This is a genomic window from Streptomyces sp. NPDC059037 (assembly GCF_042740015.1).
Classification (GTDB): Bacteria; Actinomycetota; Actinomycetes; order Streptomycetales; family Streptomycetaceae; genus Streptomyces.
The window spans coordinates 1,199-18,770 of sequence record NZ_JBHYIG010000197.1; the positions used below are offsets into that span (position 1 = coordinate 1,199).

Sequence of the window (17,572 nt, forward strand, 5' to 3'; positions counted from 1 at the left end):
CCCCGGCCCCCGCCCCCCCCCCGCTCAACCCCACCGCGCCGCGGGGGCCCCCCCCCCGCTGGGTTCCTCCGCCCGCCCTGTCCGCGCCCCGCGCCTGCTATACCCCCTCCCCGGCCGCCCGCGAGCGCTATGTCACCGCGCATGTGGGACTGCGCGTCCTGCTCGGTGCGCGGCTCGAAATGGCCCCGCGGAGCGTGCGGTTCGTCCGCGAGCCCTGCGGGATGCCCGACTGTGAACTGCCGCACGGCAGACCCGCCGTCGCGGGCAGGCCCGATGTGCGGTTCTCCCTGTCGCACGCCGGGGACTTCGCCCTTTACGCACTGGCAGGGTCGCCGGTCGGGGCGGACATCGAGTCGGCGGAGCTGGCACGTGACGGCTTCGCGCGGATGCTGCGCCGCCTGCATCCGGCCGAGCAGGAGGCCGTCGCCGCGCTCCCCGCCGAGCTGCGCGAGGCGGCGCTGCTCGGCTGCTGGGTGCGGAAGGAGGCCTTCCTGAAGGGCATCGGGACGGGTCTTGCGGGCGGGGTCGGCCGCCGGCACGTGGGGCTTCCCGCGGAGTTCGCCCCGCGCGACGCGCCGCCCGTGCCCGCGGGCTGGTCCGTCGTCGATGTGCCCGCGCCCGACGGATACCGGGCCGCCATCGCCGTACGCAGGCAGGACGGAGCGCCGGACGGGGACGCCCCGCGCCTCCGTGCCGCCGAACTGCGCCTGGAATGACGGCCGTCGCATCACTGCTGCGGCTGTCCGGTGGCGCCGACCACCTTGTTGAGCCGGTGCATCCGGGTGGCCAGACTCATCCGGCCCTCCAGACGGAACGCCGGGGGCCGCCGCCCGTCCACGTCGTCGAAGCCGTACTCCGCCGCGAGATCGCCGGTGCTGAGCACCTTCCCGGACCGCTCCATGACGTCCGGGTCGGCGAGCAGCAGGCAGATCGCCCGGCCCACGTACTCCGGCGAGTGCACCACCGAAGCGGGGCCGCTGCCCATCGCCTCCCACGCCGCCTCCACCCGCTCGGTGCGGACGAAGCCCGGGTGCAGGGAGAGCGCCGCTACGCCGCGCTTGCGCAGATCGGATGCGAAACCCCGGCACATGCGGTCGGACGCCGACTTGAAGACGTCGTAGCCGACCTGGCCCAGATAGATGTCACCGTCGGAGAAGCTGATGCCGACGACCAGGCCGCTCTGCTGCGGGATCATCAGCGGGGCCAGCCTGCGCGTCACGTCGTACTGCGCGCGCAGCGAGCGCTCGAAGAGGTCGTAGCGCCACATCGGCTGCTCCCAGAAGGCCGCGTCGAAGCGGACCTCGGAGGACCGTTCGTAGCCGCCCCAGGCGTTGTTGACCAGCAGGTCGAGGCGGCCCTGGTCGGCGCGCACCCGCTCGGCGAGCGCCTCGTTGTCCGCCTCCACGCCGTGGTCGCAGCGCAGGGCGATGCCCTTGCCGCCGCGCCGGGTGACCTCGTCGGCGGTGTCGTCCACCGTGCCGGGCAGGCCTTCGGTGCGCTCACCGTCGCGCGTGCTGCGGCCCGTGACGTATACGGTCGCGCCCGCCGCACCGAGGGCGAGCGCGATGCCACGGCCCACACCACGGCTGGCCCCGGTGACCACGGCCACCTTGCCGCCCAGATCCGGGGGGTTCCAGCCCTCGTTCACTGAAGTGTCCTTCCGTTCGCGTTCGTTCACGTTCGCTCCGGCCCGGTGGCCGGTGTGCCGGTCGCGCTAGCCGAGGTGTGCCGCCGCGTATTCCAGGCTCGTCAGGTAGGCCGCCGTGTCGTCGACGTGCCCGATGCCGTAGCGCTCTCTCAACTCCGGCATGGAGGTGGGCAGTACGCCGCCGCTGCACCGGGTGACCTCGCTGACGTCGCGCAGCACGGAGAGGTACGAGCGGGTCATCGGGGCGGTGGACGCGATGGCGTCGGGGTCGAGCTCGTCGGCGTTCACCACGGGCGGCAGGGACAGCGTGCGGCCGCGCTCGGCCGCGTGCTTGACCAGGAGCTGCAGACAGGTCTCGATGTCCATCGCCTCGGGGCCGTACGTCACCCAGAACTCGCCCTGCTCGTCGCCGAGTTCGATGGCGGCGAGCACGGCACGGGAGAGCAGGTCCTGCGGTACGAAGTCCATCCGGATGCCCGGGTGTGCGGGGATGAAGGGGGCCCTTCCCCGGCCGAGCCAGTCCGACATGAGCTGCACGATCTGGCCCTGCGACGTCCAGCCGGTCGACGAGTCGCCGATGAGGTTGGTGGGCCGGAAGATGGTGTGCGGCACTCCGCTGTCGCGCAGGAGCTGTTCCGCCCGCTGCTTGGAGCGGATGTAGTTGCGGCAGACGTTGTCCGCGGAGAGCTCCACGGGCGCGGTGTCCGCGAGCGCCGCGACGAAGGCGGTGCTCATGAAGTGGACGGTGGCGCCCGCCTGTCGGGCGAAGTCGATGACACGGCGTGTGCCCTCGATGTTGATCGGTTCGTAGCGCTCGGCGGGCAGGCCCCACTCGGTCAGGCCCGCGGAGTGGATGACGACGTCGACCTCGCCGGCCAGCGCGGCATAGCTGTCCGCGTCGAGCCCGAAGCGGTCCGCCGTCATGTCGCAGCGCACCGTCGGCCCGGTCGCCTCGGGCACGGGAGCGCTGTGCGACGCGGCGATGATGCGCGTCCCTTCGCCGTCCCGCACGTTCTCGCGCAGGACGGAGCGGCCGACGACACCGGACGCGCCGGTGAGCAGGACGGTTCGACGCGCGCTCATGCGCGGGACTCCTTCCAGTCCATGAGCCGCGCCACGGCGCGGGCGCCGACGTAGAGCGCGGGCTCTGGCGGGAAGGAGGCGGGCGGCTTGCGCCGCTCGTCGTCCACGAAGAGCAGCCGGGAGTAGTCGGTGTCCTTGCCGAGCGCCAGGTCGCGCAGGACCTTGCCGCCGGTGTGGGTCGCCGCGATGCCGTTGCCGCAATAGCCGTATCCGTAAAGGATGTTGCCGCCGTTCAGGGTGCCGAAGTGCGGGGCGTAGTCGCGCACGACATCGGCGGTGCCGCCGTAGGCGTACGTGAACTCGATGTCGCCCCACATCGGGAAGAACCGCAGGAACTCCTGGCGGATGGCGCGGTAGACCTCGGGGCGGTTCATGTTGCGCTGGCGCTTGTCGCGGCCGTAGTAGTACGGCGCGGGGCCGCCGGCGAACATCAGCCGGTTGTCGTGGGTGAAACGGGCGCAGGTCAGCAGGGACTTGGCCTCGACCAGGCCCTCACGCCCGGCCCACGCGACGCGGGACAGCTGCTCGTCGGTGAGCGGCTCGCTGACCATCGCGTACGTCCAGATCGGCACGACCTTGTTGCGGAACGGCGGGAAGGCGTCCATGTGCACATTGGTGGCCAGGACGACCTTGTCGGCCTTCACCTGGCCGCCGGCCGTCACGACGGTGGGCCGCACGCCCGGCTCGACGCGCAGGCAGGGCGACTTGTCGTAGATCGTCACGCCCTTGTCCCGTACGACGCGGGCGATGCCGCGGGCGAGCTTGAACGGGTTCACCAGGGCGCCGCCGGTGCGCATGCTCGCGAGGACCGCGGGCGAGCCGACGATGTCCTGCGAGTCCTGGCGCGACAGGATCTCCGCCTGCGCGGCGCCCATCCGCTCGGCCAGGTCGCGGTCGTGCTCAAGGCGCTTGAGCTGGGCGGCGTCGGTCGCGACCATCAGGTAGTCATTGGCCTCGTACTCGACGTCCACGCGGTTCCTGCGCGCGAATCTGCCGATTTCCAGAATCGACCTGCCGACCGCCTTCGAGGCGTCGAGTGCACGCTGCAGACCGAATTCCTTGACCAGTGCTTGAATGTCTTTGCCGATGGTTGGCGTGACAAATCCGTCGGCGCGGCCCGAGGCCCCGTATCCGGAGTGGTTGGCCTCGACGACACGGATGTCGAGTGCGGGCTCCGCTTCCTTGAGGAAGTAGGCGGTCCACAGCCCGGTGAATCCGCCGCCGACAATGCACACATCACATTCGACGGATTCCCGCAGCGGCTCCCCGAGAGTCACCGGCTCCGTGTCGTGCCAATACACGACGTGCTTGTACGCGTTCAAAGTTACTCCCCGGTCACACGGCTTCGAGGATGATGCGCGACAGGCCCAGGTGACGGTTGGCGAAATGCCCCACCGTCGCGCCCAGGTACCGCTCGTAGTTGGCCACGTTCTCCTCGCCCGCGCACTTCACGGCCTGCTCGCGGTTGGCGCGCAGACGGTTCAGCCACTCCTGGCAGGTCCGGCTGTAGTGGTCCGGGTCGTTGCGCAGCGAGACGACGTCGAAGCGCTTCTCGCCGGCCTCGATCACTTCCGACAGCGCCGGAATCTCGGACTCCGGAAAGATGATGTCGATGATGAAGAGCAGGTCGCGCACCGTCTGCCGGTCCATCCGGACGTTGTTGCCCTTGATGTTCGTCTGCAGCGCGAGGCGTCCGCCCTTGGGCAGCCAGTCGCGGCACCGTTCGAAGAACTCGCGGTACGCCGCGACACGTTCGGTCCGTGACAGGCCGGTGCGGGCGAAGTGCTCGAAGGCGCCGATGGAGATGATGGCGTCGTAGCCCTCTGCGGGCTCGTGGTCGAGCCAGTTCTCCACCCGAACTTCCGTACGCGGCAAGGCGAGTTCACGCAGCCGCTCCGCCTGGCTTTCGCTCAGCGTGAGGCCGACCGCCTGCTGCACGCCATGGGTGTGGACGAGCCTGCCGAGCAGGCTTCCCCAGCCGCAGCCGACGTCGAGGACCCGGCGGGCGCCGCCGGCCCGCGCGCCCTCGATCAGATGGTCGAGCTTGCGCTGCTGCGCGCTCTCCAGGGTGTCGCCCTCGTCCCACAGGGCGCACGTGTAGGTGAGATCCGCGTCCAGCCACAGCGCGAAGAAGTCGTTGGAGACGTCGTAGTGGTGCTTGATGGACTCGGCCGTCGCGCCCTGGTAATCGATGGTCACGCCGCGGCGCTGCCCTGCTTGGTCTCCTCCGCCAGCTTCACCAGGTCGGCGACGGTCTTCACGCTCGCGGCCCGGCTCTCGTCGAACTCGATCTCGAGGTCGTCCTCGATGCTGTAGACGATGTCGGCTATTTGCAGGCTCGAAAGACCCACCGAGTCGAACGAGGTCTCGGCGTCGAGCGTAAATGAATTCGCTTTGCTGCCGAGCTTCTTGGCGATGCGCGCGCAGACCTCTTCAGCAGTGATCACAGGGCAGCCTTTCCGCTACGAGTGATGGATTGCCTGAGAATTTATGAGCCGCCGTCCGGGATCCAGACTCGGGAGCAACGACCCTACCCAGGCCCGCCGACGGGCCGCCATTGCCCTTTAGGGCATTGCCCTCGCCCGATCCGGATCCTGCTGGCGGAAAGGGGGCACGAGGTGTTTTCCTTACTCCGAGCCATCTCTCCGACTCATCTCTCCGACTCATCCGACAGCTCCGAGGAGACTGTTATGCAGCCCGTCGGCATAGTCGACTTCGGGAGCTACCTGCCCGAGAAGGTCGTGGGCCCCGAGTTCTTCCTGGAAGAGAACGCCCCGCCGGACCCGCTCGCCAACACCCCGCTGTTCCGCGTGCCACCGGCTCGCCACCATGTCGCCCCGGACGAGCGGGCGTCCGACATGATCGCGAAGGCGGCACGGCCGCTCTTCGAGCGGCTCGGCAAGGAGCCCGCGGGCCAGGTGGATGTGCTCCTGACGAACGTGCTGCTGCCCGACGAGCCCTTCATGGGCGTCGGCGCCCAGGCCGCGCACCGGCTCGGCATCGACCCCGAGTGGATCGTGGACCTGCACAACGGCGGCTGCGCCTCGTTCATGTACATGGTCCAACTGGCCCAGAAGATCATGGCGGACGGCGCCGCGCGCACCGCGCTGATCGCCAATGTGCAGAACACCGCGGGCCAGATGTTCGCCCAGTCCGACGTGCGCACGCAGTCCCACGCGGCGATCCCCGGAGACGGCTGCGGGGTGGCCTATCTGGAGGCCGGCGGCGGTTCGCCGGTGCTCGGCGTACGGACCCGCAGCATCCCCTCGTACGCCGACGATCTCGGCCTTTCGGCCCCCGACGGCCGCAAGTACTGGGAGCCGGGCACCGGTCAGACGGACATCAGGTTCGACAGCACCAAGACGGCCGAGATCCTGGAGCGCGGCAACAGACTCGTGCCCGAGCTCGTCTCGGAGCTCTGCACCGAGCTGGACGAACAGCCGTCGCTCATCGACGTGCTGGTCACCAACCAGCCCAACCGGATCTTCCTGAAGAACTGGCGGCAGGCCCTCAAGATCGACGCCGAGCGCCACTTCGACACCTTCGACCGGTTCGGCAATCTCTACGGGGCCGCCGTGCCCATCACCCTCGACCAGGCGGCGCGCGCGGGTGACCTGCGCGACGGCGACCTCGTCGTGATGTCCGGTTTCGCGCACGCCGGAGACTTCGCCGCCGCGGCGGCCGTGCGCTGGAACGCCGCGAACTGAACAGCGCCCGCGCCACCCGCACCCACCGTAAAGTCAACTCCCGGAAGTGAGAGGCACATGGACGGCAGGAAGCATCGCTGGTTCATTCTCGGAGCGTCCGTCATACCGCTGATCGCCGTGTTAGGCGCCATGGCGCTGCTCTGGAACAAGGTCTTCAGCTGGTCGGACGTCGTCGTCCTGGTCATCATGTACGCGATCTCGGGCTTCGGCATCTCCACCGGCTACCACCGCATGCTCACCCACCGATCGTTCGAGACGTACAAGCCCATCCGGGTCGCGCTCGCCACGGCCGGCGTCATGGCGGGCCAGGGCCCGCCGCTGATCTGGGCGGCCCACCACCGCAAGCACCACCGCGTCGCCGACAAGGAGGGCGACCCGCACAGCCCGCACCTGGACTTCGAGCCGGGCTTCAAGGGCACGATGGCCGGTCTGTGGCACGCCCACCTGGGGTGGCTCTTCAACATCAACCTCACGTCCGACCCGATGCGTTACTGCCCCGACCTGGTCCGCGAGAAGCCGCTGCGCTGGCTGAGCGAGAACCTCCTGCTCGTCGTCGCGGCCAGCGTCGTGCTGCCCGGCCTGATCGCGTTCGGCATCACCGGCGGCTCCGTCCAGGCGGGCCTGACCGGCATGCTCTGGGGCGGCCTGGTCCGCATCTTCCTGATCAACCACATGACGTACGCGGTGAATTCGATCGGCCACGTCTTCGGCCGCCGCCGCTTCGAGACCACCGACGAGTCGCGCAACGTGGCCTGGCTCTCGATCCCGTCGTTCGGCGAGGCCTGGCACAACAACCACCACGCGTTCCCCCGCTCCGCGCGGCACGGCATGAAGTGGTACGAGATCGACCTCAGCGCCATCCTCATCTGGAGCCTGGAGAAGACCCACCTGGCCTGGAAGGTCGTCCGCATCGACCCCGAGCGGATGACGATGCGCGAGGCCAACATCAGCCGGGTCAGCGGCAGTTCCCTCGACAAGAAGGAACTCCTGGAGAGCCAGCAGAAGCTCGCCCCCATGGCCGAGCGCGGCCGTGACTCCGACACCTCGCTCGTGGACGTGGAGTAGCACGGGCGACGGCGCACATCAGCAGATCCGCAGATCCACAGATCCGCAGAAATGCAGAGAAGACGGGGAACACGTACATGCAGTTCTTCAACGCCCTGACCAACCCGGCATCGCGCGGCGTGCTGCACGAGTGGACCGGCGACGAGTTCGCGCACACACCCTGGCGCGACGTCGTCAAGGACGCGCACGGCATGGCCGCCCGGCTGCGCACCCTCGGCGTCGGTCCCGGCACCCGGGTCGCCACCATCCTCACCAACACCCCTGACGCGGTACGGGGGTTGCTCGCGATCTGGCTGGCCGGCGGCGCGGTGGCCTCGCTGCCGCTGCCGACCCGGGGCCAGAGCCACGAGGCGTACGGCGAACAGCTCGTCGCCCTGTCGGCGCGGCTCGACCCGACGCTCCTGCTCCTCGACGCATGGCTCACGGCCATGGTCCCGCAGGAGCTGAGCCGGCACCTTCCGGTGCACGGCTGGCCCGCGCCGGACAGCGCGGCCGCGGGCGCCGGGCGCTTCGAGCCCAGCCCGCCCGGACCGGACGACGTGGCGTTCATCCAGTACTCGTCCGGCAGCACGAGCACCCCCAAGGGCTGCGCCCTGACGACCCGTTCCATCGAGCAGCAGCTGCAGATCATCCTGCATCTGACGGGCGGCAGGCCCGGCGCGGACACCGTCGCGTCATGGCTTCCGCTCTCGCACGACATGGGGATGTTCGGCTGCCTGCTGTACTCGTGGGCGTACGACTTCGACTTCGTGCTCTCATCGCCCGACCGGTTCGGGATGGCCCCGCGGACGTGGTTCCGTGACATGTCGGAGTACGGGGCGACGATGACGGCGGGCACCAGCACCGCCGTCTATCTCGCCGCCCGCGCGCAGGGCCGCGGGACGCTCCCCAAGGAGCTGCGACTGCGGGCCGCGGTGATCGGTGCGGAGCGGGTCGACTGGGACACCCTCGACGCGGCCACCGAGAAGTTCCGGCCGTTCGGCCTGACCGACACCGCGTTCCAGCCCGCGTACGGCATGGCGGAGGCGACGCTCGCCGTGACCGGGAAGCCCTGGGACCAGGCGCCCAAGGCGCTCGCCTTCGACGGGCCCGCGCTCGTCGAGGGCGTGGTGACCGAGGTGGCGCCGGACCATCCGCGGGCGACCCGGCTCGTCTCCAACGGCCCCACCCTGCCCGGGGTTTCGGTGTGGGCGGGCGACTCCGGCACGATCGCCGAGATCGAGGTGGCGTCGCCGAGCCTGGCGAACGGCTACTACGCCGACCCCGAGCGCACGGCCGCCCGTTTCAAGGACGGCCGGCTGCTCACCGGCGACCTGGGCTTCGTGCGCGAGGGCGAGCTGTACGTACTGGGCCGGGCCGACGACATGCTGTCCGTGGGCGGGCGGAAGGTCTACGCCTCGGAGATCGAGTCGGCGGTCGACTCGCTGAAGAACGTACGCAAGGGATGTGCGGCGGTCGTCGACGCGGGCGATTCGGGCATGACGCGGCTCGTGCTGATGCTGGAGCCGCAGGGCAACCCGCGGGACTTCCGGCCCATCGCGGAGGAGGCGGCGTCCCTGGCGATGGACCGGGCCGGGGTCGCCCTCGCCGAGTGTCTGTTCCTGGCGCGCGGCGTGCTGCCGAAGACGCCGAGCGGGAAGATCCAGCGGTTCCGCTGCCGGGCGCTGCTCGACGACGGGCTGCTCGATCCGGTGGCGCGGGTGACGTTCGCCTGAGTTTCGCCTGGCTTTGCCTGAAACGGAGCACGACGGCCCCTGCTTCCCGACCCGAAGGCCTGGAAGCAGGGGCCGTTCCCGTGTCACCTCGCGGCGTTCACGCTCCGGCACTCGTCGAGGAAGTCGACGATGTGGCCGAACACGTCCAAGGCCGCGTTACGGCCGATGAACGTGTCGAGGTGGCCGTAGCCCGGCACCTCGACATAGCGGACGTCCATGTCCGGGTAGCGGCTCGAAAGCACCTCGTGGCAGAGCTTGTTGGAGTCGTACCAGAAGCGGTTGTCGCTGCCCGAGAGCAGAAGGAGCGGCGCCTCGTACTTGCCCGCGTTGTCGAGCGCGTTCTTCGGGAGCGCGTCGTAGCGGCCGTCGGCGTCGTTGAACCGCAGCATGGTGTGGGCCAGTTCGATGCCGCGCAGATGCGGCAGGATCCACATAGGCACCGTGCCGTACAGATCGGCGAGACGGTCGTGGGTGACGTCGTGGAGATTGTCGTGCTCGAAGAGTGAACCGCCCACGCCCCACGAGTCGTTGTGCAGGATCTGGCAGTTGGGGTCCTTGCACTCGGCGCCCAGCGAGACCTCCGCGAAGATCAGCGAGTGCTTCGACCACAGGCCCACCTTCTTGAAGTCGGTGGGGATGTTGACGAAGCGGGACCGCAGCAGCTCCCCGCCGAAGTGCAGCCGCGCCCGCGTCTTCCAGGACATCTTCGGGGTGAGGAAGACGCCCTGCGCGACGACTCCGGCGAGGCCCGGCACAAGGCCGGCCGCCATGCTCATCGACAGGCACATCGCCCCGATGCAGTGCGCGACGACCAGCAGATCGCGGCCCTCGATCCGCTCCTTGATCAGCGACACGGCCTCCGGTATGTCGTAGAGCGCCACGTCGTCGAAGCTGTAGCGCACCCGGCCCTCGTTGTACGGAAGGCGGCAGCTGCCGCGCCAGTCGAGCAGCCAGGGCTCGTAGCCCGCGTCCAGCAGCACGTCGACCAGGTTGCGGGTCTCGGGCAGCGTGAACATGTCGGCCGACGCGGTGAGTCCGTGCAGGACGAGCACGGCCGGGCGGTCGGTGGAGCCGTCCTCCGGAGCGATCCGGCACAGGCCGAGCTCCGTGCCGTCGGACGCGGTGAAGGGGATCTGCTCGACCCTGTCGCCGAATGCGGAGTTCAGTGGCCTCAGCGCCATCGGGCTCAGCGTCATCGGGTCTGCTCCCTCTTGATCATCAGCTTCCTGATCTTGCGTTCCAGCTTGCCCTTGTCCCGGTCGATCGCGTCCTTGCGCAGGTCGAGGAGTTCGGCGCCCGCGCGCAGGGTCGGCTCCGCGAGCCCCATGCCCACCTGGACGAAGAACCACGAGAGCCACGCCAGCTTGGCGAGCCGCTGCTCCTGCGGCGTCAGCTTCGGGTCGACGCGGATCCCGTCGATCTGGTCCGGGACATAGCTCTTGGCGGGCACCTTGACGACACCGGCCAGGCTCGCGGGCTCGCCCTCGCGGCCGATGGTGACGTCGATGGTCCGGGTCTGCTTCCAGAAGTCGCGGCTTGCGCGGGCCGTCTTCCAGCCCTCCAGCCACCAGCGGCCGCCGTCCCTGTCGACGAGGACCAGGCGGTAGCGGAGCAGCGGATGGTCGCTGCCGTGCCGCAGCGGGACGCCCTCGTCGGGGCGGACCCAGATCTCGCCCGCCGCCACCGTCAGCGGCTCCGGGTGCAGCCGCTCGCAGGTCACCTCGCCGCGTACGTCGATCTTCCGGTGCCGTACGACCTGATACATGCTCGCGATGGACAGCGTGAGCGCCATCCGGCACTTGGTGTCGCGGTCCTCACCGACCGGACCGACATGGCCCTTCGTACGCTCGCGGAACGACAGGTAGGGCGGGTCCTCACGGCTGGGCAGCCGCGCGATGCCGTCCTTCGCCATCCGCTCGAAGGCCTTCAACTGGGCCTGGGAGCCGTACCGTTCGGCCATCGGGAGCCGGTGCCTCGCCAGGAACGCCTCGGTGCGCTCGGAGCCGGCCTCGGGGCCGAACATCAGCGCCTCGAACAGCTTCATCGCGGTGGGGCTGCTCAGGATCCGGATCAGGAAGTCGAGCTCCGGCACCGGCTCCGCGGCGTGCCGGCGCAGCAGGTCGTCGCGCCAGTCCTGCCAGCCGGCCACCCGCACGTTCATCCCGGCCAGCTTCATGTCCTTGACCAGTTCGGGGAGCGTCTCGGCGCGGCCGGTCAAGTTGTAGTTCTGGCCCCACGCCTTGGGGTCGAAGACCACCGCGGCCGCGGTGCGGCTGATCCAGTCGACCGGCGCCAGGTTCATGAACTTGAAGGCGGGCACGGTCCGGTAGCGGGAGAAGGCCCCGATCAGGCCGGTGCTGAGGTCGCGCGGGTTGTACACGCCGGTGCGGGTGTGGCCGCCGATGGCGCCGGGGCGCAGGAACGTCACGGTCAGGCCGTGTTCGCGGGCCCGCCGCAGCACGGCCTCGGCGGCCCACTTCGACTTGTCGTAGCCCGCGAAGAGCCGGTCGATGTGGGCGACCGGGTCGTCCTCGCCCATCTTCTCGATGCCGACCTCGTTGAACACGGCGACGGACGAGATGTGGTGCAGCGGCTTGGTCCGCCCGGTCATCGCCAGCTCCGCGAGGACCAGCGGGCCGATCACATTGGTCTGCCGCAGCGAGGGGTAGCCGCGCAGGAAGTCGACCGCGGCGGCCACGTTGACGATCGAGTCGATGTCCTGGGCCAGGCTCTCCCAGCGGTCCTGCGTCAGGCCGAGGCGCGGCTGCCGCAGGTCGGCGGCGAGTACCGTGACCCGCCGCCGCACCTCGGACGACCACGGCTGGTCGAAGCTCGCCAGGGCGTCGGCGAGGCGCCGTTCGGCGGCCGCGTCGTCCGCGCCGCGCACCAGGCACACCACATGGGCGTCCCCCTGCCGCAGCAGGTCGAGCAGCATGTGGCTGCCGAGGTAGCCGGTGGCCCCGGTGAGCAGGATCCGGCGCGGGACCACGGCATCGGCCTGCCGGCTGAAGGGCAGCCGGTCGGCAAGGGCGAGGTCGTCCAGGATCATCTCCAGGTCCTCGTGCAGGCCTTCGGCACGCGGAGCGGCGACGACGGTGGTCGGCTCGATCACGGGCGGTGCGGCGGTGGCCGCGGTTGCGGCGGCCGTCGGTGCCGTGGTGGCCGCAGTGGCCGCCGGTGCCGCGGTGGCCGCAGTGGCCGCCGGTGCCGCGGTGGCCGCAGTGGCCGCCGGTGACGCGGGCGCGCTGCCCGCCGCCTCGACGGGCAGCCCTGCCGCCTCGGCCCAGCGCTGGGCGATGCGGCGGGGGCGGGCGTCCGCGAAGACGTCGTCGAGGCTGACGCTTACGCCCAGTTCGCGGGCCATCAGCGCGACGAGTTCGACCGCGTCGACCGACGAGAGCCCGGCGTCGAACAGGTCGGTGCCGGTGTCCGTCGCGCTGCCCGGCAGGAAACGGGCGGCGCGCGCCGCGATGTCCGCGGCGAGCTGTTCGACGCTGCGGTGTCCCGTGGCCTCGGTGGGTGTCGAACTCCCGGTGGCCGTCGGGTCATCGCTCGCCGTCGAGCCAGCGGTCGCCTTCAGGCCATCGCTCGCCATCGAGCCCCCGCTCGCCTTCAGGCCATCGCTCGCCGTCGAGCCGTCGGTCGCCTTCAAGCGCCCGCTCGCTGTCGAGCCGTCGGTGGCCGTCGAGCCCTCGGTCGCCTTCAGGCCATCGCTCGCCATCAGGCCCTCGCTCACCTTCAGGCCATCGGTCGCCGTCGGGCCGACGACCGTCGGCCCCTCGCTCACCTTCAGCCCTTCGCTCGCAGTCGAGCCCCCGCTCGCCTTCGGCCCCGCCGCAGCGGTCCCGGACGGCTTGCGGAAGCGGGCGAGGAGGTCGGAGGCCTGGGCGCGGCCCGGACCACGCCGTTCGATCACCTCTTCCTCGGGCCGACGGTTGACACTGCGGTTGCGGCTTGTGCCGCTGCCCGCCTCAGACATTGCTGACCTCCGCTGCGATTTCCGATCCGGGGTTCCAGGAACGGAACTCCCGGAGTTGCGCCAACGCCACCGTCGTCTCCAGGCGCGGTGCCTCGACCTCGCCGCCGCCGAGCCGCGAGACCAGGCGACGCGCGGGGATGTTGCGGGGCGTGTTGTCGGCGATGAGGCGCACCGTGCGGCACCCGTTGGCCTCGGCCCGGTCGGCGAGCCACTGCAGCAGCCGGTCCTCCACGCCGCGGCCGAGCACGCGGCAGCTCATCATCCAGGCCACCACTTCGAGTGCGTCGCCGTCCGGTTCGACGGCCAGGACGCCGATCTGTCCGTACGCGCCGAACCGGTCGCGCGCGGTCGCCGTCCACACCTCGCCCTGCTTGCCGAGCCGCTCCAGTTCGGCCGCGTCCAGGGGACGGGGCCGCAGGTTGAACTGGTTGGTGCGGCGGCTCAGTTGGATCGTCCGCTCCGCCGTCTCGGCGGAGACCGGCTCGATGTCGAGTTCGAGCTGGAGGTCGGCGAGGAACTGCTCGAAGCTCAGCTGCGCGCGGGCCTCGTCGCGCACCTGCTCCTGCTGGTAGAACGCGGCGCGGGCGGCGTCCTCCGCCGTCGCCGCGCGCGGCACCACCGGCCACAACCGGCCGACGAAGTCGCCGAGTTCACCGGCGCTCGGGCAGGTCACGCAGAGCACCTCGGGCAGCTGGGTGCGCACACCGGCGATCTCTACGGGGTTGTCGTCGAGGAACAGGAAGCTGTCGAGGCCGAGCCGCAGCTCCTCGGCGATCTTCACGATCCGGGTCCACTTCGGCTCCCACGCCGCGGAGATCGCCGCGAAGTGCTCGCGGTGCAGCGGGCTTTCGGGCCGGTCGAGGATGCGGTGCACCGTCTCCTCGTCGTTGTTGGAGACCAGGGCGAGCAGTACGCCGGCCTCCCGCCACTGCAGCAGCCGCCGGGCGAGCAGCGAGCGGCCCCCGCCGAAGTCGACGTCGTCGGGGCCGATCTCACCGGCCACGCCGCTCCACAGCGTCTCGTCGCCGTCGACGACGATCACCTTGGGGGCGCGGCGGCGGATGTTCCAGACGGTGTCGGCAAGGCGCAGCGCGACGACGGCCTGGAACTCGTCCTGGAACGGCAGATGGGCGATGTCGTCGGTGTGCGCGTCGAACACGTCGTCCACCGGGTACTCGTCGTCGCCCCACGAGTCCGACGCCAGGACGGCGATGCCCGGCCGGTCTTCGAGCTGTTCGGTCACCTTCCGCTCCCAGGCGCGCAGCCGTTCGTCGTCGTTGCGCTCCGGCAGGAAGGCCACGACGAGCGGCTTGCGGGTGCGGTCGGCGAGGGCGCGCAGGGCGGCCGGGTACTCGTCGGCGAGCTGGTCGAGAAGTCCGCTGCTCCCGTCCCCGTCCGCGTCCCCGTCCCCGTCCCCGTCCGCGAAGCGCGTCAGGTCGCAGGGCCGCAGCAGGACGAGGCCCGCGGCGGTCGACGGCTGGGCGAGGACGCTGCCCGGGTCGTGCAGGCTCGCGAGGACCTGGTGGTACGGCGCCTCGGCCACCTCGAAGGGGCCGCCGTCGACTCCGGTGTCCTCCAGCGCGACGGACAGCATCGCCGGGAGGTTGCCGAGGGCGAAGGTGGCGGCGACGGCGATCTGGCCGCGCTGTTCGGGCTGTTCAGGCTGTTCGGGCTGTTGGGACTGGCCGACCGGTTCGGACGCGGACACCACAGGCGATCCTTCCGGCAGCGCGACGAACGTGTCGGGCGCGTCGGCGATCTCGGCAGCCAGTGCGAGGAAGTCACGCCCGAGGCCCGCGCAGCTCGCCTCGTCGAGGACGTCGACGTTGTACTCAAGGCCGACCTTCCCGAGGCCCGGCATCACCGTGACCATCAGATCGAGGTCGGAGTGTCCGGTGCCCGCCGGGACGATCCGCAGGCCTTCCGCGGCGCCCGCCTGCGGCGGCATGTAGTTGAAATAGACCTCCACCAGCGGCGCGTCCTTGCGGTACAGGCCTTCCTCGACGAGGGCGGACATCGCGTCGAAGAACGTGACGCCGCGCTCCAGGACCCGGCTGAGCCGGCTGTCGGTGCGCCGAAGGACGTCGCCGGCGGACTCCCCCGGCTCCACCTGTGCGGCGTACGGAATGGGCAGGCCGAAATAGCCGACCGCGTCGAGCGCGTTCACATGCAGCCGGGTGTCGACAGGTACCGCGAGGACGAACCTGTTCCGGTCACGCACCCGGGCGAGGTGCACCGTCAGGACGCCGAGCCAGAAGGCGGCCGGTGTGATGCCGAGGCGGTTCGCCCGTGCGGCCACCCGCTCCTGGAGGTCCTGCGGCAGGTCCGCCAGATGCATGGCCGAGCGGAACGACCGCTCCGCGGGCCGCGGCCCTGCCAGCTCCAGGTCGAGGCGCCCGGCCCCCGCGAAGTCCGCACGCCAGTCGGCGGCGGGGCTCCGCTCGTCCGCCGGGCGCGCGGCCTGCGCCCGCAGCAGCAGGTCGATGTCGCGGTTGGTGACGGCGGCGGGCGGCTCGGTGCCGCCGAGCCCGGCCCCGAGGCCGTGCGCCACCAGCATCAGCGAGGCCAGGTCGGAGACCGCGTGGTGCGCGCCGAAGACGAGCACCTGCTCGCCCGACGGGTACGCGAGCAGCTCGAACCGCCACAGCGGGGCGAGCGCGAGGTCGAACGGCGGCTCCATCAGCTCGCGCAGCCGCTCGTCCACGTCCGTGCCCTCGTCCACCGCCGACCAGCCCACCAGGTCGCCTTCGAGGGAACGACGTACCTCCAACTGCTGTCCGCCGTCGGCGTCCTGGACGATCGCGGTGCGCAGCGCGGCGTGCCGTGCGGCGAGCGAGGCGATCACCTCGCCTAGGCGGTCGCGGGTCGTCGGGGCGGTGAGCCGCACGGCGAGCCCGATGTGGTGGGTGACGCTCGGCGTGCCGTGCTGCTCGGCACGGAGAAGCCGTACGACGTCCCGGGTGGCCGGATGGCGTACGACCTCCGCGACGTCCTCAGCGTCCTCGGCCGTGTTCTGGCCGGATCCGGCATCCCCCGCGACAGTCTGCCCGGCGCCCGCGATGAGCTGGTCGGCGATGCTCTCGACGCTCGCGCCGTTGAACATCGACGCGACCGGCAGGGCCTGGCCGAAGTCCGACTCGATCAGGCTGCGGATCTGCATGGCCATCACGGAGTCGAGGCCCTGGCCGACGAGCGGCGCGGCGACGTCGATCTCCTCGGTGCCGAAGCCCATGGTGCGGGCGATGCGGTACCGCAGCCGGTCGGTTACCGCGTCGCGCGAGTCGAGCGCCACCCGCCCTTCGCCGCCGGCGGGCCGCCCCGAGCGGGCCACGGCGACACGGCGGCGCGGCGGGAAGAGCCCGGCGAGCAGCGGGGGCAGCAGGCCCGGTTCGGTGGTGCGCAGGACGGGCTCGTTGAGGGCGGCCGCGAGGAGCAGCGCGTCGTCCGCGTCCCGGGTGAGGGCGGCGTCCAGGAGCCCGAGCCCCTGTTCGGTGCCGAGGGCGGCGATCCCGCCGCGGTTGATCCGCTCCAGGTCGGCTTCGCCGAGGTGTCCCGTCATCCCGGTCGCCTCCGCCCACAGGCCCCAGGCGAGGGAGAGGCCGGGCAGGCCGGCGCCGCGGCGCTGCCGCATCAGGGCGTCGAGGAAGGCGTTGGCGGCGCCGTAGCTGCCCTGTCCCGCTCCGCCGAGCACGCCCGCGAGCGAGGAGAAGACCACGAAGGCGGACAGGTCATCGCCCGCGGTCAGTTCGTGCAGATGCCAGGCGGCGTCGGTCTTGGGCCGCAGCACCGTGTCCAGGCCGTCCGCGTCGATCGATTCGATGACGCCGTCGTGCAGCACTCCGGCGGCATGTACGACGGCCGTCAGCGGATGCCCTGCGGGCACCGCGTCGCGCAGCGCCCGCTCCAGCTGGCCGCGGTCGGCCACGTCACAGGCGCGTACGGTCACCTGCGCGCCGGCCGCGGTGAGTTCGTCCCGCAGCGCGTCGATGCCCTCCGCGCCGGGGCCGCGCCGGGAAAGGAGCAGCAGATGCCGGGCGCCGAGCCCGGCGGCGTGCCGGGCCACCCGGGCGCCGAGCCCGCTCGTGCCGCCGGTGATCAGGACGGTGCCGGTACCGAGGGCCGCGGCCGCATCAGCGACCGGTTCCGTCGGCTGCCGACGCAGGACGGGTACGTACAACTTGCCGTCCCGGACGGCCAGTTCGGGAAGACCGGACCGCAACGCGCTCTGGAGAACGCCCTCGTCGAGGTCACCGTCGACGTCGCCGGTGTCGCCCGCGGCGCCGGGGCCGGGGGATAACCCCCCCCGGGGGTCGCCCCCGGCGGCCCCGGGCCGCACCCCCACCCCAGTGGGGTTAAAACAAAGTAGGCGGGCCGC

12 protein-coding genes are annotated in these 17,572 nt (G+C 71.0%); 4 read left to right on the top strand and 8 right to left on the bottom strand.

What is annotated here, in order from left to right; all coding sequences use genetic code 11:
* On the top strand, positions 1-716 hold a 716-nt coding region (locus ACFWY6_RS31540; RefSeq protein WP_384697563.1), incomplete at its 5' end, for a 4'-phosphopantetheinyl transferase family protein.
* 11 nt (positions 717-727) lie between these two features.
* On the opposite strand, the gene ACFWY6_RS31545 is transcribed toward ACFWY6_RS31540, so the two are convergent.
* The 5 genes from ACFWY6_RS31545 to ACFWY6_RS31565 are packed head-to-tail and all read right to left on the bottom strand — an operon-like array spanning position 728 to position 5,178.
* A complete protein-coding gene (locus ACFWY6_RS31545; RefSeq protein WP_384697566.1) occupies positions 728-1,678 on the bottom strand; it encodes an SDR family NAD(P)-dependent oxidoreductase in 951 nt (316 codons plus the stop codon).
* Positions 1,679-1,714: 36 nt separating this feature from the next.
* Positions 1,715-2,731 carry an SDR family oxidoreductase gene (locus tag ACFWY6_RS31550; RefSeq protein WP_384697569.1) on the bottom strand — a complete coding sequence of 339 codons (1,017 nt, stop codon included), beginning with the start codon at positions 2,729-2,731 and terminating at the stop codon, positions 1,715-1,717.
* Positions 2,728-4,053: an NAD(P)/FAD-dependent oxidoreductase gene (locus ACFWY6_RS31555; RefSeq protein WP_384697572.1), complete on the bottom strand. Its 1,326-nt coding sequence runs from the start codon at positions 4,051-4,053 to the stop codon at positions 2,728-2,730. The genes ACFWY6_RS31550 and ACFWY6_RS31555 overlap by 4 nt, the downstream gene beginning before the upstream one ends.
* Positions 4,054-4,066: 13 nt before the next feature.
* Positions 4,067-4,930, bottom strand: a complete 864-nt coding sequence (locus ACFWY6_RS31560) for a class I SAM-dependent methyltransferase (protein ID WP_384697575.1) — start codon at positions 4,928-4,930, stop codon at positions 4,067-4,069.
* Positions 4,927-5,178, bottom strand: a complete 252-nt coding sequence (locus tag ACFWY6_RS31565) for an acyl carrier protein (RefSeq protein ID WP_360767272.1) — start codon at positions 5,176-5,178, stop codon at positions 4,927-4,929. Before ACFWY6_RS31565 ends, ACFWY6_RS31560 begins: the two co-directional genes overlap by 4 nt.
* 243 nt (positions 5,179-5,421) lie before the next feature.
* Between ACFWY6_RS31565 and ACFWY6_RS31570 the strand changes: the two genes are divergently transcribed.
* The 3 genes from ACFWY6_RS31570 to ACFWY6_RS31580 all read left to right on the top strand — a co-directional run bounded on the left by ACFWY6_RS31570 (position 5,422) and on the right by ACFWY6_RS31580 (position 9,218).
* Complete coding sequence (locus ACFWY6_RS31570) at positions 5,422-6,438, top strand: 3-oxoacyl-ACP synthase III family protein (RefSeq protein WP_384697578.1); 1,017 nt, start codon at positions 5,422-5,424, stop codon at positions 6,436-6,438.
* Positions 6,439-6,495: 57 nt separating this feature from the next.
* On the top strand, positions 6,496-7,503 hold the full coding sequence (locus ACFWY6_RS31575) for an acyl-CoA desaturase (protein ID WP_384697580.1): 1,008 nt from the start codon (positions 6,496-6,498) through the stop codon (positions 7,501-7,503).
* 77 nt (positions 7,504-7,580) lie between these two features.
* On the top strand, positions 7,581-9,218 hold the full coding sequence (locus ACFWY6_RS31580; protein ID WP_384697583.1) for an AMP-binding protein: 1,638 nt from the start codon (positions 7,581-7,583) through the stop codon (positions 9,216-9,218).
* Positions 9,219-9,301: 83 nt separating this feature from the next.
* Here ACFWY6_RS31580 and ACFWY6_RS31585 read toward each other — a convergent pair whose 3' ends face one another.
* Genes ACFWY6_RS31585 through ACFWY6_RS31595 form a run of 3 tightly spaced genes read right to left on the bottom strand, consistent with a single transcriptional unit; the run spans position 9,302 to position 17,539 of the window.
* On the bottom strand, positions 9,302-10,414 hold the full coding sequence (locus ACFWY6_RS31585) for an alpha/beta fold hydrolase (RefSeq protein WP_384697586.1): 1,113 nt from the start codon (positions 10,412-10,414) through the stop codon (positions 9,302-9,304).
* On the bottom strand, positions 10,411-13,197 hold the full coding sequence (locus ACFWY6_RS31590; protein ID WP_384697589.1) for a thioester reductase domain-containing protein: 2,787 nt from the start codon (positions 13,195-13,197) through the stop codon (positions 10,411-10,413). Before ACFWY6_RS31590 ends, ACFWY6_RS31585 begins: the two co-directional genes overlap by 4 nt.
* A complete protein-coding gene (locus ACFWY6_RS31595) occupies positions 13,190-17,539 on the bottom strand; it encodes an HAD-IIIC family phosphatase (RefSeq protein WP_384697592.1) in 4,350 nt (1,449 codons plus the stop codon). The genes ACFWY6_RS31590 and ACFWY6_RS31595 overlap by 8 nt, the downstream gene beginning before the upstream one ends.
* Positions 17,540-17,572 lie beyond the last annotated feature (33 nt).

What these genes read in the sequence shown, in the direction of transcription:
- ACFWY6_RS31580 (WP_384697583.1), top strand. Translation starts at nt 7,581, where the DNA reads ATGCAGTTCTTCAACGCCCTGACCAACCCGGCATCGCGCGGCGTGCTG.
- ACFWY6_RS31570 (WP_384697578.1), top strand. Translation starts at nt 5,422, where the DNA reads ATGCAGCCCGTCGGCATAGTCGACTTCGGGAGCTACCTGCCCGAGAAG.
- ACFWY6_RS31575 (WP_384697580.1), top strand. Translation starts at nt 6,496, where the DNA reads ATGGACGGCAGGAAGCATCGCTGGTTCATTCTCGGAGCGTCCGTCATA.
- ACFWY6_RS31590 (WP_384697589.1), bottom strand. Translation starts at nt 13,197, where the DNA reads ATGTCTGAGGCGGGCAGCGGCACAAGCCGCAACCGCAGTGTCAACCGT.
- ACFWY6_RS31550 (WP_384697569.1), bottom strand. Translation starts at nt 2,731, where the DNA reads ATGAGCGCGCGTCGAACCGTCCTGCTCACCGGCGCGTCCGGTGTCGTC.
- ACFWY6_RS31585 (WP_384697586.1), bottom strand. Translation starts at nt 10,414, where the DNA reads ATGACGCTGAGCCCGATGGCGCTGAGGCCACTGAACTCCGCATTCGGC.